Annotated in this window: 24 protein-coding genes and 3 pseudogenes; 18 read left to right on the forward strand and 9 right to left on the reverse strand. The window is 39.9% G+C overall.

The window, feature by feature from the left end; genetic code table 11:
- Nucleotides 1-30 precede the first annotated feature (30 nt).
- From FGQ53_RS12240 to FGQ53_RS01625, 4 genes and pseudogenes are all read left to right on the forward strand, one after another.
- Nucleotides 31-210, forward strand: a pseudogene (locus FGQ53_RS12240) (transposase); the annotation flags it as partial.
- 140 nt (nucleotides 211-350) lie between these two features.
- Complete coding sequence (locus FGQ53_RS01615) at nucleotides 351-992, forward strand: amino acid ABC transporter permease (protein ID WP_138335285.1); 642 nt, start codon at nucleotides 351-353, stop codon at nucleotides 990-992.
- A 9-nt stretch (nucleotides 993-1001) separates the two neighbouring features.
- Nucleotides 1002-1631 carry an amino acid ABC transporter ATP-binding protein gene (locus tag FGQ53_RS01620; protein WP_138335286.1) on the forward strand — a complete coding sequence of 210 codons (630 nt, stop codon included), beginning with the start codon at nucleotides 1002-1004 and terminating at the stop codon, nucleotides 1629-1631.
- A 9-nt stretch (nucleotides 1632-1640) separates the two neighbouring features.
- On the forward strand, nucleotides 1641-2480 hold the full coding sequence (locus FGQ53_RS01625) for an amino acid ABC transporter substrate-binding protein (protein WP_138335287.1): 840 nt from the start codon (nucleotides 1641-1643) through the stop codon (nucleotides 2478-2480).
- A 61-nt stretch (nucleotides 2481-2541) separates the two neighbouring features.
- On the opposite strand, the gene lysS is transcribed toward FGQ53_RS01625, so the two are convergent.
- From lysS to FGQ53_RS01650, 5 genes are all read right to left on the reverse strand, one after another.
- Nucleotides 2542-4032 carry a lysine--tRNA ligase gene (gene lysS, locus FGQ53_RS01630; protein WP_138335288.1) on the reverse strand — a complete coding sequence of 497 codons (1491 nt, stop codon included), beginning with the start codon at nucleotides 4030-4032 and terminating at the stop codon, nucleotides 2542-2544.
- Nucleotides 4033-4169: 137 nt separating this feature from the next.
- Nucleotides 4170-4787: a histidine phosphatase family protein gene (locus FGQ53_RS01635; RefSeq protein WP_138335289.1), complete on the reverse strand. Its 618-nt coding sequence runs from the start codon at nucleotides 4785-4787 to the stop codon at nucleotides 4170-4172.
- Complete coding sequence (locus FGQ53_RS01640; protein ID WP_138335290.1) at nucleotides 4787-5269, reverse strand: aminoacyl-tRNA deacylase; 483 nt, start codon at nucleotides 5267-5269, stop codon at nucleotides 4787-4789. The genes FGQ53_RS01635 and FGQ53_RS01640 overlap by 1 nt, the downstream gene beginning before the upstream one ends.
- Nucleotides 5269-6111 carry a DUF368 domain-containing protein gene (locus tag FGQ53_RS01645; RefSeq protein WP_138335291.1) on the reverse strand — a complete coding sequence of 281 codons (843 nt, stop codon included), beginning with the start codon at nucleotides 6109-6111 and terminating at the stop codon, nucleotides 5269-5271. Before FGQ53_RS01645 ends, FGQ53_RS01640 begins: the two co-directional genes overlap by 1 nt.
- Before the next feature lie 94 nt (nucleotides 6112-6205).
- Nucleotides 6206-7006: a glycoside hydrolase family 25 protein gene (locus tag FGQ53_RS01650; RefSeq protein WP_138335292.1), complete on the reverse strand. Its 801-nt coding sequence runs from the start codon at nucleotides 7004-7006 to the stop codon at nucleotides 6206-6208.
- 158 nt (nucleotides 7007-7164) lie between these two features.
- Here FGQ53_RS01650 and glmU point away from each other — a divergent pair, with 158 nt between their 5' ends.
- The 8 genes and pseudogenes from glmU to FGQ53_RS11890 form a co-directional block, all read left to right on the forward strand.
- The gene (gene glmU / locus FGQ53_RS01655) at nucleotides 7165-8544 is read left to right on the forward strand and encodes a bifunctional UDP-N-acetylglucosamine diphosphorylase/glucosamine-1-phosphate N-acetyltransferase GlmU (RefSeq protein ID WP_138335293.1); all 1380 of its coding nucleotides are present in this window, start codon (nucleotides 7165-7167) and stop codon (nucleotides 8542-8544) included.
- 9 nt (nucleotides 8545-8553) lie between these two features.
- A complete protein-coding gene (locus FGQ53_RS01660; RefSeq protein ID WP_000393816.1) occupies nucleotides 8554-9099 on the forward strand; it encodes an NUDIX hydrolase in 546 nt (181 codons plus the stop codon).
- A gap of 11 nt (nucleotides 9100-9110) precedes the next feature.
- Nucleotides 9111-9422 (forward strand): cell wall synthase accessory phosphoprotein MacP, encoded by a 312-nt coding sequence (macP, locus tag FGQ53_RS01665; RefSeq protein ID WP_000517862.1) that lies wholly within the window; start codon nucleotides 9111-9113, stop codon nucleotides 9420-9422.
- A 16-nt stretch (nucleotides 9423-9438) separates the two neighbouring features.
- Nucleotides 9439-10131, forward strand: a complete 693-nt coding sequence (locus tag FGQ53_RS01670) for a 5'-methylthioadenosine/adenosylhomocysteine nucleosidase (RefSeq protein WP_138335294.1) — start codon at nucleotides 9439-9441, stop codon at nucleotides 10129-10131.
- A 76-nt stretch (nucleotides 10132-10207) separates the two neighbouring features.
- Nucleotides 10208-10699 carry a chromosome segregation protein RocS gene (gene rocS, locus FGQ53_RS01675; RefSeq protein ID WP_000021242.1) on the forward strand — a complete coding sequence of 164 codons (492 nt, stop codon included), beginning with the start codon at nucleotides 10208-10210 and terminating at the stop codon, nucleotides 10697-10699.
- A 98-nt stretch (nucleotides 10700-10797) separates the two neighbouring features.
- Nucleotides 10798-11388 carry a 3'-5' exonuclease gene (locus tag FGQ53_RS01680; protein ID WP_138335295.1) on the forward strand — a complete coding sequence of 197 codons (591 nt, stop codon included), beginning with the start codon at nucleotides 10798-10800 and terminating at the stop codon, nucleotides 11386-11388.
- An 8-nt stretch (nucleotides 11389-11396) separates the two neighbouring features.
- A complete protein-coding gene (locus FGQ53_RS01685) occupies nucleotides 11397-13160 on the forward strand; it encodes a glycerophosphoryl diester phosphodiesterase membrane domain-containing protein (protein ID WP_138335296.1) in 1764 nt (587 codons plus the stop codon).
- Nucleotides 13161-13500: 340 nt separating this feature from the next.
- Nucleotides 13501-13717: pseudogene (locus FGQ53_RS11890) on the forward strand (IS5/IS1182 family transposase); the annotation flags it as partial.
- Between the two features lie 69 nt (nucleotides 13718-13786).
- Here FGQ53_RS11890 and FGQ53_RS01690 read toward each other — a convergent pair.
- Nucleotides 13787-14227, reverse strand: coding sequence for a DUF6556 family protein (locus FGQ53_RS01690; RefSeq protein ID WP_138335297.1), 441 nt, complete (start codon nucleotides 14225-14227; stop codon nucleotides 13787-13789).
- Nucleotides 14228-14364: 137 nt separating this feature from the next.
- Here FGQ53_RS01690 and FGQ53_RS01695 point away from each other — a divergent pair, with 137 nt between their 5' ends.
- The 5 genes from FGQ53_RS01695 (at nucleotide 14365) to FGQ53_RS01715 (ending at nucleotide 19631) form a co-directional block, all read left to right on the forward strand.
- On the forward strand, nucleotides 14365-15507 hold the full coding sequence (locus tag FGQ53_RS01695) for a cysteine desulfurase family protein (RefSeq protein WP_138335298.1): 1143 nt from the start codon (nucleotides 14365-14367) through the stop codon (nucleotides 15505-15507).
- Nucleotides 15508-15515: 8 nt separating this feature from the next.
- Nucleotides 15516-16730, forward strand: coding sequence for a tRNA uracil 4-sulfurtransferase ThiI (thiI, locus tag FGQ53_RS01700; RefSeq protein ID WP_138335299.1), 1215 nt, complete (start codon nucleotides 15516-15518; stop codon nucleotides 16728-16730).
- Between the two features lie 136 nt (nucleotides 16731-16866).
- On the forward strand, nucleotides 16867-17691 hold the full coding sequence (locus tag FGQ53_RS01705) for an alpha/beta hydrolase (protein ID WP_138335300.1): 825 nt from the start codon (nucleotides 16867-16869) through the stop codon (nucleotides 17689-17691).
- Between the two features lie 20 nt (nucleotides 17692-17711).
- Nucleotides 17712-18452 (forward strand): esterase family protein, encoded by a 741-nt coding sequence (locus tag FGQ53_RS01710; protein WP_138335301.1) that lies wholly within the window; start codon nucleotides 17712-17714, stop codon nucleotides 18450-18452.
- 12 nt (nucleotides 18453-18464) lie between these two features.
- Complete coding sequence (locus tag FGQ53_RS01715; RefSeq protein ID WP_138335302.1) at nucleotides 18465-19631, forward strand: ATP-grasp domain-containing protein; 1167 nt, start codon at nucleotides 18465-18467, stop codon at nucleotides 19629-19631.
- 327 nt (nucleotides 19632-19958) lie between these two features.
- On the opposite strand, the pseudogene FGQ53_RS12245 reads toward FGQ53_RS01715, so the two are convergent.
- Nucleotides 19959-20409 (reverse strand): annotated as a pseudogene (locus FGQ53_RS12245) (IS630 transposase-related protein); the annotation flags it as partial.
- Between the two features lie 308 nt (nucleotides 20410-20717).
- On the opposite strand from FGQ53_RS12245, the gene FGQ53_RS01730 reads away from it, so the two are divergent.
- A complete protein-coding gene (locus FGQ53_RS01730) occupies nucleotides 20718-21740 on the forward strand; it encodes a branched-chain amino acid aminotransferase (protein WP_138335303.1) in 1023 nt (340 codons plus the stop codon).
- A 194-nt stretch (nucleotides 21741-21934) separates the two neighbouring features.
- Here the strand turns inward: FGQ53_RS01730 and FGQ53_RS12250 are convergent, their stop codons facing one another.
- On the reverse strand, nucleotides 21935-22225 hold the full coding sequence (locus FGQ53_RS12250; RefSeq protein WP_413777559.1) for a TetR-like C-terminal domain-containing protein: 291 nt from the start codon (nucleotides 22223-22225) through the stop codon (nucleotides 21935-21937).
- Complete coding sequence (locus FGQ53_RS12255) at nucleotides 22210-22455, reverse strand: TetR/AcrR family transcriptional regulator (protein ID WP_138335304.1); 246 nt, start codon at nucleotides 22453-22455, stop codon at nucleotides 22210-22212. The genes FGQ53_RS12250 and FGQ53_RS12255 overlap by 16 nt, the downstream gene beginning before the upstream one ends.
- Nucleotides 22456-22657: the final 202 nt, after the last annotated feature.

Below are 22657 nucleotides of genomic sequence, written 5' to 3' on the forward strand. Positions count from 1 at the left end.
ACTATTGTACCATATTTTGTTTCGCAGGAAGTCTATTATGCGCACCCCTATGCCTCTTGGGAAAGGGGGACTACTGAGAATCACAACAGGCTCCTTCGTAGATGGTTACCTAAAGGAACTAAGAAAACGACTCCTAAAGAAGTCGCCTTAATCGAAAATTGGATTAATAACTATCCTAAAAAATGCTTGAACTACAAGTCACCCAGAGAAGACTTCTGGATGGCTAACTTGAACTTAAAATTCGCCGACACTATATTTTTTCTATTAAAAAAGAATTTTTTTACAAAAATAGTTGGTTATTTAGTTTATTTATGCTATAATAGGAACAATTATTTTAAGGAGGTGTCAGTATGTCTTATTTGTTTGAGATATTACCGAGTTTATTGAGTGGTGCAAGCATGACTTTACAGGTTTTTGCGCTGGTCTTGATTTTTTCTATTCCCTTGGGCGTTTTGATTGCCTTTGCCTTGCAAGTCCGTTGGAAGCTCCTCCATCATCTGATTAACATTTATATCTGGATTATGCGGGGGACACCCTTGCTCTTGCAATTGATCTTTATCTATTATGTGCTCCCAAGTATTGGGATTCGTTTGGATCGTCTTCCTGCGGCTATCATTGCCTTTGTTTTGAATTATGCGGCTTACTTCGCTGAAATCTTCCGGGGGGGGATTGATACCATTCCTAAAGGTCAATATGAGGCTGCTAAGGTATTGAAGTTTAGTCCTTTTGACACAGTCCGCTATATTATCTTACCACAGGTGACCAAGATTGTTCTTCCTAGCGTATTTAATGAGGTTATGAGTTTAGTCAAGGATACTTCTCTGGTCTATGCTCTAGGTATTTCAGACCTTATCTTAGCAAGCCGAACAGCTGCCAACCGTGATGCCAGCCTTGTTCCCATGTTCTTGGCAGGAGCCATTTACTTGATTTTGATTGGGATTGTGACAATCATTTCCAAAAAAGTTGAGAAGAAGTACAGTTACTATAGATAGGAGGCTGCCATGTTAGAATTACGAAATATCAATAAAGTCTTTGGTGAAAAGCAAATTTTATCTAATTTCAGTCTAAAAATTCCTGAAAAGCAAATCCTAGCTATCGTTGGACCTTCTGGTGGAGGTAAGACAACCCTCTTACGTATGCTTGCAGGTCTTGAAACCATTGATTCAGGGCAAATCTTTTATAATGGAGAACCTTTAGAATTGGATGAACTTGAGAAGCGCAATCTACTAGGATTTGTATTCCAAGATTTTCAACTTTTCCCTCATTTATCAGTTCTAGATAATTTGACCTTATCGCCTGTGAAAACCATGGGAATGAAGCAGGAAGAGGCAGAGAAGAAGGCGCGTGGTCTTTTGGAACAATTAGGACTGGCAGGGCACGCAGATGCTTATCCCTTCTCACTATCTGGTGGACAAAAGCAGCGAGTGGCCTTGGCGCGTGCTATGATGATTGATCCAGAAATCATTGGCTACGATGAACCAACTTCTGCCCTAGATCCAGAATTACGCTTGGAAGTGGAAAAACTGATTTTGCAAAATAGGGAACTTGGCATGACCCAGATTGTGGTTACCCACGATTTGCAGTTTGCTGAAAATATCGCAGATCAGATTCTCAAGGTTGAACCCAAGTAGGAGGTGCCAATGACTAATAAGAAAATTGCTTTAGTATTGGTTTCGCTCCTGACCCTCTTTTTAACTGCATGTACTCAGAAGGCTAGTGATCCAAAGCAGGATAACTGGGATAAGTATCAAGAGCAGGGAACCATTACTATTGGTTTTGACAATACCTTTGTACCCATGGGATTTGAAGAAAAGAATGGCCAATATACAGGATTTGATATTGATTTGGCACAAGCTGTCTCAGATAAATTAGGCTTCAAAGTGCAATTCCAGCCAATCGACTGGGATATGAAGGAAACGGAACTGCAAAATGGAACTATTGATGCCATCTGGAATGGCTATTCTGCCACTGATGAACGCCGAGAGAAGGTTGCTTTTAGCATTCCTTATATGGAAAATCAGCAAGTTCTGGTTGCCAAGAAAAGCCAGCAGATTCATTCGGTAGAGGATATGAAGGATAGGACCTTAGGAGCCCAAGCAGGTTCATCTGGTTATTTAGACTTTGAAGCCCAGCCAGATTTACTGAAAAATCGTGTAAAAGACCAGAAGGCCAATCAGTACCAGAGTTTCAATGAGGCCTTGATTGATTTGAAAAATGACCGGATTGATGCCTTGTTGATTGACCGAGTATATGCTAATTATTACCTCCAGTCTGAAGGTATATTAAATGATTACAATGTTTTTTCAGCAGGATTTGAAAGTGAATCTTTTGCGGTCGGAGTTAGACCTGCTGACAAAAGATTACTACAAGCTTTAAACCAAGCCTTTATCGCACTACACCAAGAAGGAAAGTTCCAAGAGATTAGCCAAAAGTGGTTTGGAGAAGATGTAGCAACCAAAGAAGTGAAAAGTAGAGATTGAGTTTTCCTCAGTCTCTTTTTGCATCGAAAAATCCCCTGACAAGAGCCAGAGGATAAGAGTATTATTTCATTGTTGGAAAGAGCAATACATCACGGATAGTTGTTGTATCAGTGAGGAGCATGCAGAGACGGTCGATACCGATTCCCAAACCACCTGTTGGAGGCATACCATATTCAAGAGCCTCAATGTAGTCGTAGTCGATGCCTGTCGCTTCATCGTCACCAAGTTCTTTGGCTTTAGCTTGGGCTTCAAAACGGCTAAGTTGGTCGATTGGATCGTTCAACTCAGTAAAGGCATTACCGTACTCCTTAGTCATGATGAAGAGCTCGAAACGGTCAGTAAAGCGTTCGTCTTCAGGATTTTTCTTAGCGAGTGGAGATACAGCTACTGGATGTCCATAGACAAAGGTTGGTTGGATCAAGGTTTCTTCAACAAACTCTTCAAAGAAGGCATTGATAATGTGACCAACTTCAGTGTAATGTTTTTCAACTGGAACTTTCTTCTCAGCAGCGATAGCTTTGGCTTCCTCGAAAGTCATGTCTTGCCAGAAATCTACACCAGTAATTTCTTTGATAGCATCCACCATGTGAACACGCTTAAATGGTTCGTTAATCTTGATTTCAGTTCCTTGATAGTTAACTGGACCATCTCCCTTAACTGATTTAGCAGCGTGTTGGATAATACCTTCAGTCAAGTCCATGATGTCTTGGAAGTCTGCATAAGCTTGGTAAACTTCGATAGAAGTGAACTCAGGGTTGTGAGTAGCATCCATTCCCTCGTTACGGAAGATACGGCCAATTTCATAGACACGTTCCATACCACCAACGATAAGGCGTTTTAAGTGAAGCTCGGTTGCGATACGAAGGACCATGTCAATGTTTTGGGCATTGTGGTGAGTGATAAATGGACGAGCAGCAGCACCACCAGCTTCGTTGTGAAGAACAGGCGTTTCTACTTCAAGGAAGCCTTTTTGGTCAAGGTAACGACGGATTTCAGAAATGATTTTTGAACGAGTGACAAAACGCTCAAAGCTTTCACGGTTAGAAATCAAGTCAAGGTAACGTTTACGGTAAATTGTTTCAACGTCTGTCAAACCGTGAAATTTCTCTGGAAGTGGACGAAGAGCTTTAGACAAGTGTGTAATGTGGGTTGCCTTGATAGAGAGTTCTCCCATATCTGTACGCATTACTTGGCCTTCGACACCAAGAAAGTCACCAAGGTCTGCTTTTTTGAAGATTTCGTAGTTTTCTTCACCGACAGCATCTTTACGAACGTAGATTTGGATTTGACCTTCACGATCTTGAAGGTGGGCAAATCCTACTTTACCTTTACCACGTTTGGTTACCAAGCGTCCTGCGATAGTAGCTGTTTCGTTTTTATCATGTAATTGTTCTTTATCGAGGTCAGCATATTTATCTTTTAATTCTTGGGAATTTGCAGTGCGTTCAAAGCGTTTTCCGAAGGGATCAATTCCTTGTTCACGGAGCGCAGCCATTTTTTCACGGCGAACGATCTGCTGGTCATTTAGTTCTTCCATATGTTCTGTAGACATGGGATCCTCCTAGTTTTACTCAAAATTGAATACGATGAGTCATTTTTTGCGATACTCCCATTTTATCATAAATAGCAGAGAAATTCACGGATAATCTTTCAAAACTAAAAAGAACTTGACGATAAAATCAAGTTCTGTTATTGATAGGAAGTATCATTCCAAGTATCGAGAGTAAATGTTTGAAAATCATGGGTGTCAAGAATGGTCAGGCTGGCATTTGCTAGACCGCCATCTTTATGAAGAAGAGGTTCTTTATAACCTAGAAGAGTACGAAGACTAGCAGTAAGATTGGCGCCGTGGCCGACAATTAGAATATGCTCAGCCGGACTATCTTTGAGTGATTTGATAAATTGGATAGTCCGTTGAGTTGTGCTATAGAGGGATTCGGCTCCAAATATTTGAGTATCAAATTTAGCCAGATTAGAACGAAAAGCCTGGATTTGTTGTGGGTAAATAGCTTCCAAAGTTGCGATTTTCAAACCTTCTAATTTCCCCAGATGCCATTCACGGAGATTAGGAACACTTTCTAAAAGACAGGGTGTTTGGAGTTGACTTTGGATAATCTCGGCAGATTTGACCGCTCGAGGTAAATCACTTGCATAAATCTGATCAAAAGGAATTTCCTTGAGATACTGACCGAGTTTTTTGAGGGTGTCAATGGATTCAGGAAGTAGGGGAGAATCGCCACTAGCACCTTGAAAGCGTCCTTCTTGGTTCCAGACCGTACGGCCGTGGCGGACAAAGTAGAGTTTCATTACTTACTGTCCTCCAAAATATCTGCAAAGTCAGCCTTTACAAAGCTAGCCAAGTCTTGTGGTGCGACGATAATGCTGTGACCAACTTCCCCAGCAGAGACAATCATTTGATCTAAGTCTAGAGCAATCTTATCGATAAAAATGGGGTAATTGTGTTTCTGACGAATGCCGACAGGATTATTGGCTCCATGAATGTAGCCAGTTGTTTTTTCCAAGTCCTTTTGTGGAATCATGCTCACTTTTTTATTGCCAGAAATTTTGGCTAGTTTCTTTTCCGACAAGTGCTGAGTGATAGGGACAATTCCGATAATCGGTCCTGTCTTGTCTCCCAAAAGAGCCAAGGTTTTGAAAATCTGATCTCGGTAATAACCTTGCGGAAGTTCTCCTTCCAGGGCATTGATTTGAATCCCTTGATGTTGGATACCTGCTTTAGACAGGATTTGTTCTACTAATGTTTTTTTTACTTTAACTTTTTTTGCCATTATTTATACTTATCCTCCAATTGGCTCATCCAAATACCAAGCCAGATTCCCAACGCAAAGAAGAAGGCGATGATGACATAACCAACAAGTGAAAGGCCTGTATATTGGATGCTTTCAGCGTTTCCTACATTTGGAATCAAGATCAAAAGAGTACTTGATAAGACGATTCCAATGATGAAATGATAGACGCGTGAGTGGTAGTTATTTAAGGCATAATCCATCAATTTTGAAAAAATGATGAGAGTTGCGCCTGCTCCGATTCCAATCGGGAAGAAAGTTCCCAAGAGGTCAAAGGTTTTAAAACCAGTCAACATAGGAGCATAGAGACCCAGAATCAATAGTAGATTTGATGGGCTGAGGCCAGGAACTAATACACCAAGGGCCAAAAGTGCACCTGCTAGGACGAAGTTAAGAAAGCTGGCGCTTAAGGTTCCAACAACAAAATTTAAGGCATAGAGACCTAGTCCAGAAAAGATAAAGGTTGCCCAGAACCAAGTTAAATCAATCTTGTCTCGGTCAGATTCTCGAGTTGATTCTTTGAGGAGGCCAGGAACAGTACCAATGATGGCACCCGCAAAGCTCCATAAAACAAAGGCCTGATAATTTTCAAGCAGGTATTCAATCGGATAAGAAAATAAGCCGATTCCCAGAAGCATACCAATCGCAACTGGAATAAAGTATAAAACATTTTCTTTAAAGTCTTTAAAGGGGTGGGCCAGAAAGCCAATCATCCGTTCATAAATTCCTAAGATTGCTGCTAGAACCCCTCCGGAAATTCCCGGTAGGATAAATCCAAGAGCAATCACAATCCCTTTAATAAGGCGTGCTAACCATGAGAGCATATGTTTCCTCCAACTATTTCTATTTCAAAAAATCCTTACTATATTGTATCACAATCAAACACAAAAAGAAAAAGCAAATGATAAACAAATGCTTTTAAGGTTTTAAAAAGAGTTTTCTAAAGGTTTCTTCTTTGTTTTTTAAGGAAGAGATGACGTTGATATCCAAATCGTGGTCAAAACCAGCAATTTTTCCTTTTGAAGTGTATTGGTGGATGTCGTAATCTAAGTCTGTATTAGGTTTGCTCTCGAAAAATCCAGTATTTGAACCATAGGAAGGAATCCAAACAGAATTAAACTTGTCTGTATCAATACTGTGTTCTTCCATGAAGTAGACCCCAACGTAGATTCCGATGTTTTTAGCACCTAGTGATTCTAGCTTTGCTCGAAAGGCTTCAACACCTTCGTTCATATTGGACATGGTTTTTTCTTCCACATCTAGCCAATAGTAACTTGGGCTGTATGGTGAAGAGGCGTTATAGAATACCTCAGCAGCCTTTTCCATGTCTTGGACACTTTTTCCAGCTAAATAAGCATAGACACCAACTGGGACATTTCGTTTTTGAAACTCAGTGATATGGGTTTTAAAGGCCTTATCAACACCATTAACAAAGGAAGCATCGTTCTCTTTGGACGTTTGAGCGCCACTATGGACGCGAACAATGGCTCCAGAAATGTTTTGGGACAGAGTATCGTAATTAATTTCCTCAGGACGCTGCCAACCAGAAACATCAATTACCGGTTTATCTAAGTTATGTAATGCTTGGGTTTTTATTTGAGTAATATTTGATTTTGTTTTTACAGGATAATCTTCATAATGGGGGCGATTTAGGATTAACATAAAAATTATAATCCCAAAAAAACCAAATAAAATAAGCGGATTAAATTTCTTTCTCATATTTCATCATTTTACCTTAAAAATGATGAAAAATCAAAAAAAAAATACTCAAAAAATGGGTTAAGGAAAGGACTTTGGAGCATTTTTTTCATTCAAGGGCGCGGAATGATTTGAAATATGGTATAATAAAAGGGAATTTCTAGAGAAAAGAGAAGATTATGTCAAATTATGCCATTATTTTAGCAGCGGGTAAAGGGACTCGCATGAAATCTGATTTGCCAAAAGTGTTGCACAAGGTTGCGGGTATTTCAATGTTGGAACACGTTTTCCGTAGTGTGGGAGCTATCCAACCTGAAAAGACAGTAACAGTTGTTGGACACAAGGCGAAATTGGTTGAAGAGGTCTTGGCTGGACAGACAGAATTTGTGACTCAATCTGAACAGTTGGGAACTGGTCATGCGGTTATGATGACAGAGCCTATCTTAGAAGGTTTGTCAGGGCACACCTTGGTCATTGCAGGAGATACTCCTTTAATCACAGGTGAAAGCTTGAAAAATTTGATTGATTTCCACATCAATCATAAAAATGTGGCGACTATCTTGACTGCTGAAACAGATAATCCTTTCGGCTATGGACGAATTGTGCGTAATGACAATGCTGAGGTTCTTCGCATTGTGGAGCAGAAGGATGCTACAGATTTTGAAAAACAAATCAAGGAAATCAACACTGGAACTTACGTTTTTGACAACGAACGTTTGTTTGAGGCTTTGAAAAATATCAATACCAACAATGCTCAAGGTGAATACTATATTACAGATGTCATTGGCATTTTCCGTGAAGCTGGTGAAAAAGTTGGTGCCTATACTTTGAAAGATTTTGATGAGAGTCTTGGGGTAAATGACCGTGTGGCTCTTGCGACTGCTGAGTCGGTTATGCGTCGCCGCATCAATCGACAACACATGGTCAATGGCGTTAGCTTTGTTAATCCAGAAGAAACTTATATCGATATTGATGTTGAGATTGCTCCTGAAGTTCAAATCGAGGCCAATGTTACCTTGAAAGGTCAAACGAAAATTGGTGCTGAGACTGTTTTGACAAACGGTACTTATGTAGTGGATAGTACAATCGGAGCAGGAGCTGTCATTACCAACTCTATGATTGAGGAAAGCAGTGTTGCAGACGGAGTCACTGTAGGACCTTATGCTCATATTCGTCCAGGTTCAAGTCTAGCTTCCCAAGTCCATATTGGTAACTTTGTTGAGGTTAAAGGTTCTTCAATCGGCGAGAATACCAAGGCAGGTCATTTGACTTATATTGGAAACTGTGAAGTGGGAAGCAACGTTAATTTTGGTGCAGGAACTATTACAGTCAACTATGACGGTAAAAACAAATATAAGACAGTTATCGGTAACAATGTCTTTGTTGGTTCAAATTCAACCATTATTGCGCCAGTAGAGTTAGGTGACAATTCTCTTATTGGTGCTGGTTCAACTATTACCAAAGATGTTCCAGCGGATGCTATTGCAATTGGTCGTGGTCGTCAGGTCAACAAAGATGAATATGCAACTCGCCTTCCTCATCATCCTAATAATCAGTAGGAGTCTGTCATGGAATTTGAAGAAAAAACGCTTAGTCGAAAAGAAATCTATCAAGGCCCAATTTTTAAACTGGTTCAAGATCAGGTTGAATTACCAGAAGGCAAGGGAACTGCCCAACGTGATTTGATTTTCCACAATGGAGCTGTTTGTGTTTTAGCTGTAACAGATGAGCAAAAACTCATCTTGGTCAAGCAGTACCGTAAGGCTATCGAGGCTGTCTCTTACGAAATTCCAGCTGGAAAACTGGAAGTAGGAGAAAATACAGACCCTGTCGCAGCAGCCCTTCGTGAATTAGAGGAAGAAACGGCCTATACAGGGAAGTTAGAACTCTTGTATGACTTTTATTCAGCCATTGGCTTTTGTAATGAAAAGTTAAAACTATATCTAGCAAGCGATTTGACAAAAGTGGAAAATCCACGTCCGCAGGATGAAGATGAAACCTTGGAAGTCCTTGAAGTGAGCCTAGAAGAAGCCAAGGAATTAATCCAATCAGGTCACATCTGTGATGCCAAGACAATTATGGCTGTTCAATACTGGGAATTGCATAAAAAATAGAGGAGGTCAGTATGGGTAAACCTTTATTAACGGATGAAATGATTGAAAGAGCTAATAGAGGCGAAAAAATTTCAGGTCCCCCTTTGCTAGATGATGAGGAGACTAAGATTTTACCAACCTCTTCTTCCCGTTTTGGTTATGCCAATCCTAAGGAACATGGTTTTAGCCAGGAAACCTTGAAGATTCAGGTCGAACCGTCTATTCATAAAAGCCGTCGCATTGAAAATACCAAGAGAAATGTCTTCAATTCTAAGTTAAATAAAATCTTATTTGCAGTCATCTTTCTCTTGATTTTGCTTGTCTTAGCAATGAAACTTTTGTAATAGAAAAGGAATTGAAATGAAAATAGGAATTATTGCGGCTATGCCAGAAGAACTGGCTTATCTGGTCCAGCATCTAGAAAATGCCCAAGAGCAAGTTGTTTTAGGGAATACCTATCACACAGGAAGCATTGACTCTCATGAAGTCGTTCTTGTAGAAAGTGGAATTGGTAAGGTCATGTCTGCTATGAGTGTGGCGATTTTGGCTGATCATTTCCAAGTGGATGCTCTTATCAATACAGGCTCAGCTGGGGCAGTAGCAGAAGGCATTGCTGTTGGGGATGTTGTGATTGCTGACAAATTATCCTATCATGATGTGGATGTCACAGCTTTTGGCTATGCTTATGGGCAAATGGCGCAACAACCGCTTTATTTCGAATCAGATAAAACTTTTATTGCTCAAATCCAAGAGAGTTTATCTCAATTGGACCAAAACTGGCATTTTGGTTTAATTGCTACAGGAGATAGTTTTGTTGCAGGAAATGATAAGATAGAAGCGATTAAGTCCCATTTCCCAGAAGTTTTAGCCGTTGAGATGGAGGGGGCAGCTATTGCTCAGGCAGCGCATGCCCTTAATCTTCCAGTCTTAGTTATCCGTGCTATGAGTGACAATGCTAACCATGAAGCAAACATCTCTTTTGATGAGTTTATTATCGAAGCTGGACGTCGCTCTGCCCAAGTCTTACTAGCCTTTTTGAAGGCTTTAGATTAAGCGAAAATTTGACAGTTTTTCTAGCTTATGATAAGATTTAAGTAAAGAAAAGCTAGAAAACGTTTCAGAGGATATTATGAGTATTGAAATGACCGTCAGTGAGATTGCAGAGGTCTTAGGATTATCTCGCCAAGCAATCAATAACCGTGTCAAAGAATTACCAGAAGAAGACACAGATAAAAATGACAAAGGAGTAACAGTCGTTACCAGAAGTGGCTTGATTAAGCTAGAAGAAATCTACAAAAAAACGATTTTTGAAGATGAGCCTGTCAGTGAAGATGTCAAGCAACGTGAACTGATGGAGATTCTAGTAGATGAGAAGAATGCAGAAATTCTCCGTCTCTATGAACAATTAAAGGCCAAGGATCGTCAGCTATCAGAAAAAGATGAGCAAATGCGTATCAAAGACCGTCAGATTGCGGAGAAAGACAAACAACTCGATCAGCAGCAACAATTGACTCTTCAAGCCATGAAGGATCAAGAAAATCTTAAGCTAGAGCTGGACCAAGCAAAAGAAGAAGTCCAATCCACTAAGAAAGGCTTTTTTGCTCGTTTATTTGGAGGATAATCAAGGAGCTGTTTAGGTTACATGCTAACCTGATGGCTTCTTTTGTTTCTAAATAGTATAGTTGCTCAATTAAAATAACAGTATAGGAGAGGTAAAGAATGGAACGATTAGAAGAGTACATTGCTTTTGACTTAGAATTTAATCAGCACGAAGGGCAAACACACCTGATTCAAGTATCGGCAGTGCGTTTTAGAAATGGTCAGGAAATAGATGCCTATGATTCCTATGTCCATACCAGCGTTCCTCTAAAAAGCTTTATCAATGGATTGACTGGGATTACAGCTGAGACCTTAAAAGATGCCCCACCAGTTGAGACAGTTATAGCAGAATTTCAAGAGTTTGTGGGTTCTTTGCCGATGGTAGGGTACAATGCTGCTAAAAGTGATTTGCCTATTCTAGCGGAGCATGGTTTAGACTACAGCCGGCAGTACAAGGTGGATTTGTATGATGAAGCTTTTGAACGTCGCAGTTCGGATTTACATGGTATTGCCAATCTCAAGTTGCAAACTGTTGCCTCGTTTCTTGGATTTCAAGGTCAGTCCCATAATAGCTTGGAGGATGCTCGGATGACGGCGCGTGTTTACGAGTCCTTTCTAGAGTCTGACCAAGCTAGGGAATTGTTAGAGACAGAAAGTAGCCTATCAAACAATCCGTTTGGTGGCTTGGACTTGTCTCAATTATTTGACTAGGAGTGCCTATGAAACCTGAAAAACCTAAAAATCTAGGTTTTAGAAAAATCTACTTTAATCTAGATAAAATTCTCTTTCTCTTTTTCTTGATATTTATGATGATTGAGTTTGTCTGGTTGCCACTTAATTCTTGGATTGCTGGACTGTTGCTCCGTCAGACAGGTTATCTCTTTCTTTCCTACAATAATATTTTATCTATTATAAAGGGTTTTCCCTTTGTTAGTCTTGCTTTATTTGTTCTGGTAACTGTTAATTTACTGGTCGCCTATTACCAGATAGGGCTCCTCTTTATCGGAGCTCGACACCTCCTCTGTCATGAAAAGAGAACCCTACTGGAGTACAGTCGCAACGTCTTTCGCCAAAGTTTCTTGTTTATGAAGCAAGTGACGATTTCAAAAATGGCCTTTATTTTCTTTTATGTCATGATGCTCTTTCCATTGATTCGAAAGATTTTAAAGATTTATTACCTCAATAAAATCGTCATTCCGGAATTCATAGTAGCCTATGTAGAAGATAAGTATTGGTTGGTCGGTTTGGTAATCACTGTTCTAGCCTTGCTGCTGTTTTACATTTCAATACGTTTGATGTTTGCCCTACCCCAGCTTTTGTTTGAGAAGAAAACAGTCAAAGAAGCAGTCAAATACAGTCTAGAGAAGACCAAAAGGCAATCTTGGTTTTATATTTGGAACTTGCTTTGGATTATCGTCAAAACGTATCTATTTTTCATTCTTCTCTTGATCCCAATCTTAGCGAGTCAGGTACTGATGGATGGAGTGACCCATAAGGAATCTCTTGTATTAGGAATCATTAATTTTGTCTTGATTAAGAATTTCCACTATATGGCCTTGACCTATTTCCTTATTAAGTTTGTTTCCTTTTTGATAGGAGAAGAATTAGAAATCACACCAAGGAGAAAGAAAGACCACTGGATGAGATGGGGAGTGATGGGCTGTGCCGGCATCTTTTTCGCGCTTGAGGGTTATGTTTATTTGGAAGCTCCAGTAGCACATAAACCTTTAGTTATTTCTCACAGAGGAGTATCTAATAAGAATGGTGTGCAAAATACTGTCCAATCGCTAGAGAGGACAGCTCAGCTATCTCCAGACTTCGTTGAGACAGATGTTCAGGAAACAAAAGATGGCCAGTTTGTCATGATGCATGATGCTAATATTAAGAATTTGACAGGAGTCAATGCCAATCCTCAAGATCTAACTTTGGATGAATTAACCAAACTCGATATTTCTGAAAATGGCTATCATAGCAAGGTGTCTAGTTTTGATGAGTATCTCAACAAAGCCAATGAATTGCATCAGAAACTTCTTATTGAAATTAAAACAAGTCGAAAAGATAGTCCAGATATGATGAAACGCTTTATGGACAAATATGGAGATGTTATTAAACGGAATAATCACCAAATGCAGTCCTTAGACTACCATGTGATTGACCAGGTGTTAGCCTATGATTCACAAATTCCAGTCTATTTCATCCTACCTTACAATAGTATCTTTCCAAGAACCAAAGCCACAGGTTACACCATGGAGTATTCAACCTTGGATGAAAATTTTGTCAACAAGCTATGGAATACCGATCAGAAATTGTACGTGTGGACCATTAATAGTTCGGAGTCTTTTGATAAATCTGTTCAGCTAGGAGCTGATGGCATGATAACAGATGACTTGGAAATGGTTCAGGATCAAGTTACCATTGCCCAAGAAGATCCAGAGTATACGGATTTACTGTTTAAACAGGCTATGGAATTCTTCAATTTTTAGTAAAAAAAGAAGTTGATTAAAAACTCACCTCTAAAATAGTAAAAAAACGAGCGATGTATCAGTTGGATATGCTCGTTTTATTATGCCATGGTTTATAATTGATACTCAATGAAAATCAAAGAGCAAACTAGGAAGCTAGCCGCAAGCTGCTCAAAACACTGTTTTGAGGTTGTAGATAAGACTGACGAAGTCAGTCACAGATATACGGTAAGGCAATGCTGACGTGGTTTGAAGAGATTTTCGAAGAGTATGAAATAAGAATAAAACAGGAAGTAATGCCTATGAGGTGGTTGAACTAGGTTATTTATGTCAGATGTAAAATGGTTAATAACTTCTGCGTGAAGAAGGCTTTCGAATTTATGTCAAACAGAAAATGGATCTTGCCCCCTTGGGGAAGATGAGAGAGTATTGTTGGCATGTGCAGAGTTTATGTTAGAAATAAATAAGCTGTCATAACATAGCTAGGATTTATCTTTATGAGTATGAAGCTCACAAAATTGGTCAAGAATCTAGCATCTAAAACATCAATTATACAAAAACACATTCTCTCTTTGGCTTGATTGTGGTCGAGACAAAGAGAGAATGTGTGGTTTTATTTTTGAGTTAATTTTTTTTAGATCATGTGCTTACTGAGGATTGCTTTTATTTTCTGAAGTTGGAGTATTATTGGGCTGTTTTTCATTTTCAGCGGCAGGTTTACTTGGAGTAGGAGCAGGAGTAGAAGAATCCTGAGTTGATGTTTTCTGCTCTTCTTTTTTATCTTCCTTGACGCTAGATTTTGGCGTTTCTTCTTGTTGTATTTTTTCTTGACTAGTATTATTTTCCTTATTGGGACTGGTGTTTTCCTTAGGGGCTTCCTTTTGGATTTCTTTGACAATGGTTGTCGTCTGGGTTGTCGTCGGTTCTTTTTTGTTGTTTTTGTTATTATCCATGGCGTTCATGATGGTGATAGTAGCGGTGATTAGGCCAAGGATACTACCGATGGTAGCAATCGTTTTTTGAAAGACAGTAAACCCCTTTTTGATATGCTCAGTTTTTGGTTTTGAAGTTCTATGATAGTTAGACATGATACTCTCCTTTAATTATGATTTATTATACCTCATTTCTTTAAAAAAATCTTAAAAAAAGAGGACTTGCCCTTTCTTGTCGCAAGCTTCGTTTCATGATACAATAGAAGAAGTGATTTTAGAAAGCGTGAGAAAACATGATCTACTTTGATAATTCGGCAACGACCAAGCCTTATCCTGAAGCACTTGAAACCTATACGCAGGTCGCTTCGAAAATTGTAGGAAATCCATCTAGTCTCCATCGTTTGGGAGACCAGGCAACACGAATTTTAGATGCTTCCCGTCAGCAAATTGCAGATTTGATTGGCAGGAAGAGTGATGAAATCTTCTTTACCTCTGGTGGAACAGAAGGAGATAACTGGGTCATCAAAGGTGTGGCCTTTGAAAAAGCCCAGTTTGGCAAGCACATCATCGTGTCAGCCATTGAACATCCAGCAGTCAAGGAATCAGCCCTTTGGCTGAAAGGTCAAGGTTTTGAGGTGGATTTTGCTCCAGTTGATGAGAAAGGATTTGTGGATGTTGAGGCTCTAGGAGCATTGATACGACCTGATACGACCCTCGTCTCCATTATGGCAGTAAACAACGAAATTGGTTCTATTCAACCTATTGAGGCCATCTCAGAACTCTTGGAAGACAAGCCAACTATTTCCTTCCATGTTGATGCAGTTCAGGCACTCGCTAAGATTTCGACTGAAAAATATCTGACAGATCGGGTGGATTTTGCGACCTTCTCGAGTCATAAGTTTCATGGAGTTCGGGGTGTTGGCTTTATCTATATCAAGTCTGGTAAGAGGATCATGCCTCTTTTGACAGGTGGTGGTCAAGAGCGCGATTATCGCTCGACAACTGAAAATGTAGCAGGGATTGCAGCGACAGCCAAGGCTCTCCGTTTGTCTATGGAAAAGCTAGATATCTTTACGAGCAAGACAGGGCAGATGAAGGCAGTGATTCGCCAAGCGCTTTTGGACTATCCGGATATATTTGTCTTTTCAGATGAGGAAGACTTTGCCCCTCATATCCTGACTTTTGGGATTAAGGGTGTTCGTGGAGAAGTCATTGTTCACGCATTTGAAGACTATGATATTTTCATATCAACGACTTCTGCTTGTTCATCCAAGGCTGGGAAACCTGCGGGAACCTTGATTGCCATGGGAGTGGACAAAGATAAGGCCCAGTCAGCTGTACGTCTTAGCCTAGACCGTGAAAATGATATGAGTCAGGTCGAGCAGTTTTTGACCAAGCTAAAATTAATTTACAATCAAACTAGAAAAGTAAGATAGGAGCATTCATGCAGTATTCAGAAATTATGATTCGCTACGGAGAGTTATCAACCAAGGGCAAAAACCGTATGCGGTTCATCAATAAACTTCGTAATAATATTTCGGACGTCTTGTCCATCTATCCCCAAGTTAAGGTAACCGCTGATCGCGACCGTGCCCACGTTTACCTCAATGGATCCGACTACACAGCAGTTGCAGAATCTCTCAAACAAGTCTTCGGGATTCAAAATTTTTCTCCAGTATATAAGGTTGAAAAATCTGTAGAAGTTCTGAAGTCTTCTGTCCAAGAGATTATGACAGATATCTACAAGGAAGGCATGACCTTTAAGATTTCTAGTAAGCGCAGCGACCACAACTTTGAACTCGACAGTCGTGAACTCAACCAAACACTAGGTGGAGCTGTATTCGAAGCTATTACAAATGTCCAAGCTCAAATGAAAAATCCGGACATCAATCTTCAGGTGGAGATTCGAGAAGAGGCAGCCTACCTTTCTTATGAAACTATTCGTGGAGCAGGTGGCTTGCCTGTGGGGACTTCTGGTAAGGGCATGCTCATGTTATCAGGGGGGATTGACTCGCCTGTGGCAGGTTATCTAGCCCTTAAACGTGGGGTGGATATTGAGGCTGTTCACTTTGCCAGCCCACCTTACACAAGTCCTGGCGCTCTCAAAAAAGCCCAAGATTTGACCCGTAAATTGACCAAGTTTGGCGGCAATATCCAGTTTATCGAAGTGCCTTTCACAGAGATTCAAGAGGAAATCAAAGCCAAGGCTCCAGAAGCCTACCTCATGACTCTGACTCGTCGTTTTATGATGCGCATTACTGACCGTATCCGTGAGGTACGAAATGGTTTAGTTATCATCAATGGGGAAAGTCTTGGTCAGGTGGCAAGCCAAACCCTGGAGAGCATGCAGGCTATCAACGCTGTGACCAACACTCCTATCATCCGTCCTGTGGTTACCATGGACAAGTTGGAAATCATTGACATCGCCCAGGAAATCGATACCTTTGACATTTCAATCCAACCGTTTGAAGACTGTTGTACGATTTTTGCACCTGACCGTCCTAAGACCAATCCTAAGATTAAGAATGCAGAGCAGTATGAAGCACGCATGGATGTTGAAGGTTTGGTTGAGCGAGCAGTGGCTGGTATCATGATTACTGAGATTACACCTCAAGCTGAAAAAGATGAAGTCGATAATTTGATTGACAATCTCCTCTAATCAGAAAATCCAGAAGAATTCAGAAAAACAAATGAAAAAAGTTAGTTATTTATCCTTAAAATGGACATTTACTGACTTTTTTTCTATTTTTATGGTATAATGAGATAAAATTTTGAATATAGAGAGTTTTCTGACAATGAATCATTCCTACTTTTACTTAAAAATGAAAGAACACAAACTCAAGGTTCCTTATACAGGTAAGGAGCGCCGTGTGCGTGTTCTTCTTCCTAAAGATTATGAGAAAGACACGGATCGTTCCTATCCTGTTGTATACTTTCATGACGGGCAAAATGTTTTTTATAGCAAGGAGTCTTTCATTGGTCATTCATGGAAGATTATCCCCGCTATTAAGCGTAATCCTGATATCAGTCGCATGATTGTCGTAGCCATTGACAATGATGGTATGGGGCGGATGAATGAGTATGCGGCTTGGAAGTTCCAAGAATCTCCTATCCCAGGGCAGCAGTTTGGGGGCAAGGGTGTGGAGTATGCTGAGTTTGTTATGGAGGTGGTCAAGCCCTTTATCGATGAAACTTATCGTACAAAAGCGGACCGCCAGCATACAGCCATGATTGGTTCGTCGCTAGGAGGCAATATTACCCAGTTTATCGGTTTGGAATACCAAGACCAAATTGGTTGCTTGGGTGTCTTTTCATCTGCCAACTGGCTCCACCAAGAAGCCTTTAACCGCTACATCGAGCGTAAGAAATTGTCTCCTGAACAGCGCATTTTCATCTATGTAGGGACAGAAGAAGCAGACGATACGGACAAGACTTTGATGGCTGGCAATATCAAACAAGTCTATATCGACTCGTCGCTTCGCTATTACCATGATTTGATTGCAGGTGGAGTACACTTGGATAATCTTGTCTTGAAAGTTCAGTCTGGTGCCATCCATAGTGAGATTCCATGGTCGGAAAATTTACCAGACTGTCTCCGATTTTTTGCAGAGAAATGGTAAGTTAGGAAAGGAGAAAGCCAATGCATATTGAAAACCTCAGCCACTGGAGTGGCCACCTCAACCGTGAAATGTACCTCAACCGTTATGGACATGCTGGGATTCCAGTTGTGGTTTTTGCTTCATCTGGTGGCAGTCACAATGAATACTATGATTTTGGCATGATAGATGCCTGTGCTTCCTTTATCGAGGAAGGCCGTGTCCAGTTCTTTACTCTATCTAGTGTAGACAGTGAGAGCTGGTTGGCTACTTGGAAAAATGGTCATGACCAGGCGGAGATGCACCGTGCCTACGAACGCTACGTGATTGAGGAGGCCATTCCTTTTATCAAGCACAAGACAGGTTGGTTTGATGGCATGATGACGACAGGTTGTTCGATGGGGGCCTACCATGCACTTAATTTCTTCCTCCAGCATCCAGATGTCTTTACCAAGGTGATTGCCCTCAGTGGTATTTACGACGCACGTTTCTTTGTTGGCGATTACTTCAATGATGATGCTATTTATCAAAACTCACCAGTAGATTATATCTGGAACCAGAATGACGGCTGGTTTATCGATCGTTACCGTCAGGCAGAAATCGTCGTTTGTACGGGCCTTGGTGCTTGGGAACAAGACGGTCTACCATCTTTCTACAAGCTCAAAGAAGCCTTTGACCAGAAACAAATTCCAGCCTGGTTTGCTGAATGGGGACACGATGTCGCCCACGACTGGGAATGGTGGCGTAAACAAATGCCCTATTTTCTTGGACACCTGTATCTATAAAAGGAGTTGCCTATGAATTACCTTGTTATTTCTCCCTACTATCCGCAAAACTTTCAACAGTTTACCATCGAGCTAGCCAATAAAGGCATCACCGTTTTGGGAATTGGTCAGGAACCTTACGAACAACTAGATGAACCTTTGTGCAATAGCTTGACCGAGTATTTCCGTGTTGACAATCTTGAGAACATAGACGAAGTCAAACGTGCAGTTGCTTTTCTCTTTTATAAACATGGCCCAATTGACCGCATCGAGTCTCATAATGAATATTGGCTTGAGTTAGACGCAGCCCTTCGTGAGCAATTTAATGTCTTTGGTGCCAAACCAGAGGATCTCAAAAAGACTAAGTTTAAGTCTGAAATGAAGAAACTTTTCCAAAAAGCAGGTGTTCCTGTGGTACCTGGAGCTGTTATCCAGATGGAAGCAGATGTGGATAATGCTGTGAACGAAATCGGACTACCAATGATTGCCAAACCTGATAATGGAGTGGGGGCAGCGGCAACCTTTAAACTTGAGACAGAAGACGATATCAATCACTTCAAGCAAGAATGGGACCATTCGACCGTTTATTTCTTTGAGAAATTTGTCACTTCCAGTGAAATCTGTACCTTTGATGGTCTTGTGGACAAGGATGGAAAGATTGTCTTCTCAACAACCTTTGACTACGCCTATACACCGCTTGATCTCATGATTTACAAGATGGACAATTCCTACTATGTTCTCAAGGATATGGATTCCAAATTACGTAAATATGGCGAGGCTATCGTCAAAGAATTTGGTATGAGAGAACGGTTCTTCCATATCGAGTTTTTCCGTGACGGGGACGACTATATTGCCATTGAGTACAATAACCGTCCTGCAGGTGGCTTTACCGTTGATGTTTATAACTTCGCCCACTCCTTGGATCTCTACCGAGGTTATGCAGCGATTGTCGCAGGAGAAGAGTTCCCAGCATCAGAGTTTGAACCTCAATACTGTTTAGCTACATCACGTCGTGCTAATGCTAACTATGTTTATTCAGAAGAGGTTCTTCTTGCCAAATACAGCCAGCAGTTCAAGGTTAAAAAAATCATGCCAGCTGCCTTCGCAGAACTTCAAGGAGATTACCTTTATATGCTGACAACTCCGAGTCGACAAGAAATGGATCAGATGATTGCAGATTTCGGACAACGTCAAGAATAAGAACTATCGGATTAAGGAAAATGACTTTCTTAATCCTTTTGTTTTTTATGAGAAACACAGCAGATTGAAACAAGAGTAGGACAAAAAGGCTCGTAAAAGAATCTGGGACAAAAGTCTAACCTTAAATATAAAAAGCGAACAAAACGAGTTATCTGACACTCAGAATTCTGTCTTGTTCGCTTTTTTGTCTAATCTATCGATTTTTAAAATTTATAATAAAGAATTCCTAAAATCAAAATCTTTTTGTTTCAGACTCTTTTTGAGGTGCTTTTTAATATGAGCCCAGATTTTTTCAATAAGATTTTAATCAGGTGAGTGGGGAGGAATAAGAAATAAAGCTACTTTTTCTGGGACTTGTTCATAGTAGGTGTGATTCTTTTTTTCGAGTGTAGCCCATAGCTTTGAGAGCATAGTGGATAGTATAGTAGATTGAAATAAGATGTGAACAAAGTGATTGAGAAAGTCAATGTTTTCTAGAAATGTTTTAGCAACTGTAATGTGCTATTCTAGATTCAATACGCTATAGTTGGATGACAGCCAAATTCAGAAGCTATTTCAGTCAAATAAGCGTCTGGATTGTCAGTAAGATAGTTTTTAAGTCTATCTCTATCAACTTTTCTTGGTTTTGTTCCTTTTACTTGATGGTTTAGATCACCTATTTTCTCTTTTAGATAATGGTATTACGTGAGATTTGGAAAACGTGTGATGCTTCTGTTATATTATCTGTTCGCTTACAATAGGCAAGAACTTTTTTACGTAAATCTATTGAATATGCCATAAGATGACTGCACCACATTGTGTACTACCTTTAGTTCATTTTGTCATATCTCTGTCGAAACAGGTTACTAATATTAATGTATGGGCTCTATGTATGTCAAAAATAAGTTCAGTTATTGAATAGATTTCACTAAACGAGATAGAAGAATAATTTGAGTCTTTTATGCAATCTCCATATAGGATTCATTACTATTGATACCTTAGGTTCTTTTTATCGAAGAAATTTTCTGAAAATTACAAAATATACTTGCTATTTTAGAAAAATAGTGTAGAATAAAAGAAATAGGTTTTTAGAATAAGGAGTGGAATATGACAGTAACGATTGATTGGGAAAACCTTGGTTTCTCCTATATGAAATTACCTTATCGCTATATTGCTCATTTTAAAAATGGACAATGGGATCAAGGAGAGCTAACAGAGGATGCAACTTTGCATATTTCAGAGTCTTCTCCAAGTCTTCACTATGGCCAACAAGCATTTGAAGGTTTGAAAGCTTATCGGACTAAGGATGGTAGTGTTCAACTTTTCCGTCCTGACGAAAATGCTAAACGCCTGCAACGTACTTGTGATCGTCTCTTGATGCCACAAGTTCCGACAGACATGTTTGTAGAAGCTTGTAAGGCGGTTGCCCGCGCGAATGAAGAATATGTACCACCATATGGAACAGGTGGAACCCTTTATCTTCGTCCACTTTTGATTGGTGTTGGAGATATTATCGGGGTAAAACCAGCAGAGGAGTACATTTTTACTATCTTTGCTATGCCAGTTGGTAATTACTTTAAGGGTGGTTTGGTTCCAACAAATTTCTTGATTCAGGATGAATACGACCGTGCAGCTCCACATGGTACGGGTGCGGCTAAGGTTGGAGGGAACTATGCTGCTAGCCTCCTCCCAGGTAAAATAGCCAAATCACGCCATTTCTCAGATGTTATCTACCTAGACCCATCTACACATACAAAGATTGAGGAAGTCGGATCAGCCAACTTCTTTGGAATCACGGCAGACAATGAATTTGTTACGCCATTGAGTCCATCCATCTTGCCATCCATTACCAAGTACTCTTTGCTTTACTTGGCAGAACACCGCTTGGGCTTGACTCCGATTGAAGGTGATGTCCCAATCGATAATTTGGATCGTTTTGTAGAGGCAGGTGCCTGCGGTACAGCAGCGGTTATTTCTCCAATTGGGGGAATCCAACATGGCGATGATTTCCATGTTTTCTATAGTGAAACAGAAGTAGGTCCTGTTACACGTAAACTCTACGATGAATTGACGGGTATCCAATTTGGTGATGTAGAAGCACCAGAGGGATGGATTGTCAAAGTGGATTAAATAAAACAGCACAACTACTATACATTAGCCATCCTTTGTAGTTCACGCAATACTGGATATGGTTTGTAAATTCATCATAAATTTATCTAAGACTTGATTTCGTTATAACATATTTTTATCAAAAATCCGAGTGTTCGTGTTAATTATCAGGGAATCAAAAAAGCTGTTGGTTAGCGGCCTTAGGAGGTATAACTTTAAAGTTTTACGACTGCTTTGATATATGTAGCTATTTCTTCGGGGCTTTCGTGGAAACCGGTACGAATCCAGACGAAGATAACACTAATAATGCTGGTAACATAGACGTCTAGAATGAAGTTATCGGGAAGTGGGGCAGCTTCTTTTAGTTTTTGTTTGTTTATTTTTTTAGAGGACAGAACAATATCTGTGACGTATTTTTTGATGATAGGAAAGCTGTTTGGGTAATGAAAGGCGAAAGCACGCGTGATATCTTGATTTTTTTGAAGATAGGTCAGGGCTTCGACAATGACGGGGAGGAAAGATCAGTATAGAGAATCTTAGTAAGCTCGTCGAGAAAGATGAAGATAGATTCTTTTAAGAATTCTTTTTTTGAACTAAAATAGTTATAGAAAGTTTGTCTAGTCAGTCCGCTTTCCCTACAAATTTCATTGACACTGATTTGTGCTAATGATTTAGTTGCGAGAAGAGTTGAAAAAGATTTTAGAAATTTGCTACTTGTGTCGATATAATTAGTCATAGGAATCTAAATAATTTTTCACTTCTTTCTTGACAAAGTTTTTTATAAATGGATATGAAGTTTCGTGGCTATTGTATCAATAAAATCATAAAATATCAAAAGAAGAGCCTGAGACAAAATAGTTCTCAACCACCAAAAAGCTAGAGATTTCCAATTGCGGAACTCTAGCTTTTTAATTTTAAGTCGTTCTCTTATTGTATTT

It is taken from the genome of Streptococcus mitis, from assembly GCF_005844455.1.
In the GTDB taxonomy this organism is placed as follows: Bacteria; Bacillota; Bacilli; order Lactobacillales; family Streptococcaceae; genus Streptococcus; species Streptococcus mitis_BF.

Bases quoted from the DNA above. Each gene is read 5' to 3' on its own strand.
- FGQ53_RS01615 (WP_138335285.1), top strand. From the start codon at position 351: ATGTCTTATTTGTTTGAGATATTACCGAGTTTATTGAGTGGTGCAAGC.
- FGQ53_RS01620 (WP_138335286.1), top strand. From the start codon at position 1,002: ATGTTAGAATTACGAAATATCAATAAAGTCTTTGGTGAAAAGCAAATT.
- FGQ53_RS01625 (WP_138335287.1), top strand. From the start codon at position 1,641: ATGACTAATAAGAAAATTGCTTTAGTATTGGTTTCGCTCCTGACCCTC.
- lysS (WP_138335288.1), bottom strand. From the start codon at position 4,032: ATGTCTACAGAACATATGGAAGAACTAAATGACCAGCAGATCGTTCGC.
- FGQ53_RS01635 (WP_138335289.1), bottom strand. From the start codon at position 4,787: ATGAAACTCTACTTTGTCCGCCACGGCCGTACGGTCTGGAACCAAGAA.
- FGQ53_RS01640 (WP_138335290.1), bottom strand. From the start codon at position 5,269: ATGGCAAAAAAAGTTAAAGTAAAAAAAACATTAGTAGAACAAATCCTG.
- FGQ53_RS01645 (WP_138335291.1), bottom strand. From the start codon at position 6,111: ATGCTCTCATGGTTAGCACGCCTTATTAAAGGGATTGTGATTGCTCTT.
- FGQ53_RS01650 (WP_138335292.1), bottom strand. From the start codon at position 7,006: ATGAGAAAGAAATTTAATCCGCTTATTTTATTTGGTTTTTTTGGGATT.
- glmU (WP_138335293.1), top strand. From the start codon at position 7,165: ATGTCAAATTATGCCATTATTTTAGCAGCGGGTAAAGGGACTCGCATG.
- FGQ53_RS01660 (WP_000393816.1), top strand. From the start codon at position 8,554: ATGGAATTTGAAGAAAAAACGCTTAGTCGAAAAGAAATCTATCAAGGC.
- macP (WP_000517862.1), top strand. From the start codon at position 9,111: ATGGGTAAACCTTTATTAACGGATGAAATGATTGAAAGAGCTAATAGA.
- FGQ53_RS01670 (WP_138335294.1), top strand. From the start codon at position 9,439: ATGAAAATAGGAATTATTGCGGCTATGCCAGAAGAACTGGCTTATCTG.
- rocS (WP_000021242.1), top strand. From the start codon at position 10,208: ATGAGTATTGAAATGACCGTCAGTGAGATTGCAGAGGTCTTAGGATTA.
- FGQ53_RS01680 (WP_138335295.1), top strand. From the start codon at position 10,798: ATGGAACGATTAGAAGAGTACATTGCTTTTGACTTAGAATTTAATCAG.
- FGQ53_RS01685 (WP_138335296.1), top strand. From the start codon at position 11,397: ATGAAACCTGAAAAACCTAAAAATCTAGGTTTTAGAAAAATCTACTTT.
- FGQ53_RS01690 (WP_138335297.1), bottom strand. From the start codon at position 14,227: ATGTCTAACTATCATAGAACTTCAAAACCAAAAACTGAGCATATCAAA.
- FGQ53_RS01695 (WP_138335298.1), top strand. From the start codon at position 14,365: ATGATCTACTTTGATAATTCGGCAACGACCAAGCCTTATCCTGAAGCA.
- thiI (WP_138335299.1), top strand. From the start codon at position 15,516: ATGCAGTATTCAGAAATTATGATTCGCTACGGAGAGTTATCAACCAAG.
- FGQ53_RS01705 (WP_138335300.1), top strand. From the start codon at position 16,867: ATGAATCATTCCTACTTTTACTTAAAAATGAAAGAACACAAACTCAAG.
- FGQ53_RS01710 (WP_138335301.1), top strand. From the start codon at position 17,712: ATGCATATTGAAAACCTCAGCCACTGGAGTGGCCACCTCAACCGTGAA.
- FGQ53_RS01715 (WP_138335302.1), top strand. From the start codon at position 18,465: ATGAATTACCTTGTTATTTCTCCCTACTATCCGCAAAACTTTCAACAG.
- FGQ53_RS01730 (WP_138335303.1), top strand. From the start codon at position 20,718: ATGACAGTAACGATTGATTGGGAAAACCTTGGTTTCTCCTATATGAAA.
- FGQ53_RS12255 (WP_138335304.1), bottom strand. From the start codon at position 22,455: ATGACTAATTATATCGACACAAGTAGCAAATTTCTAAAATCTTTTTCA.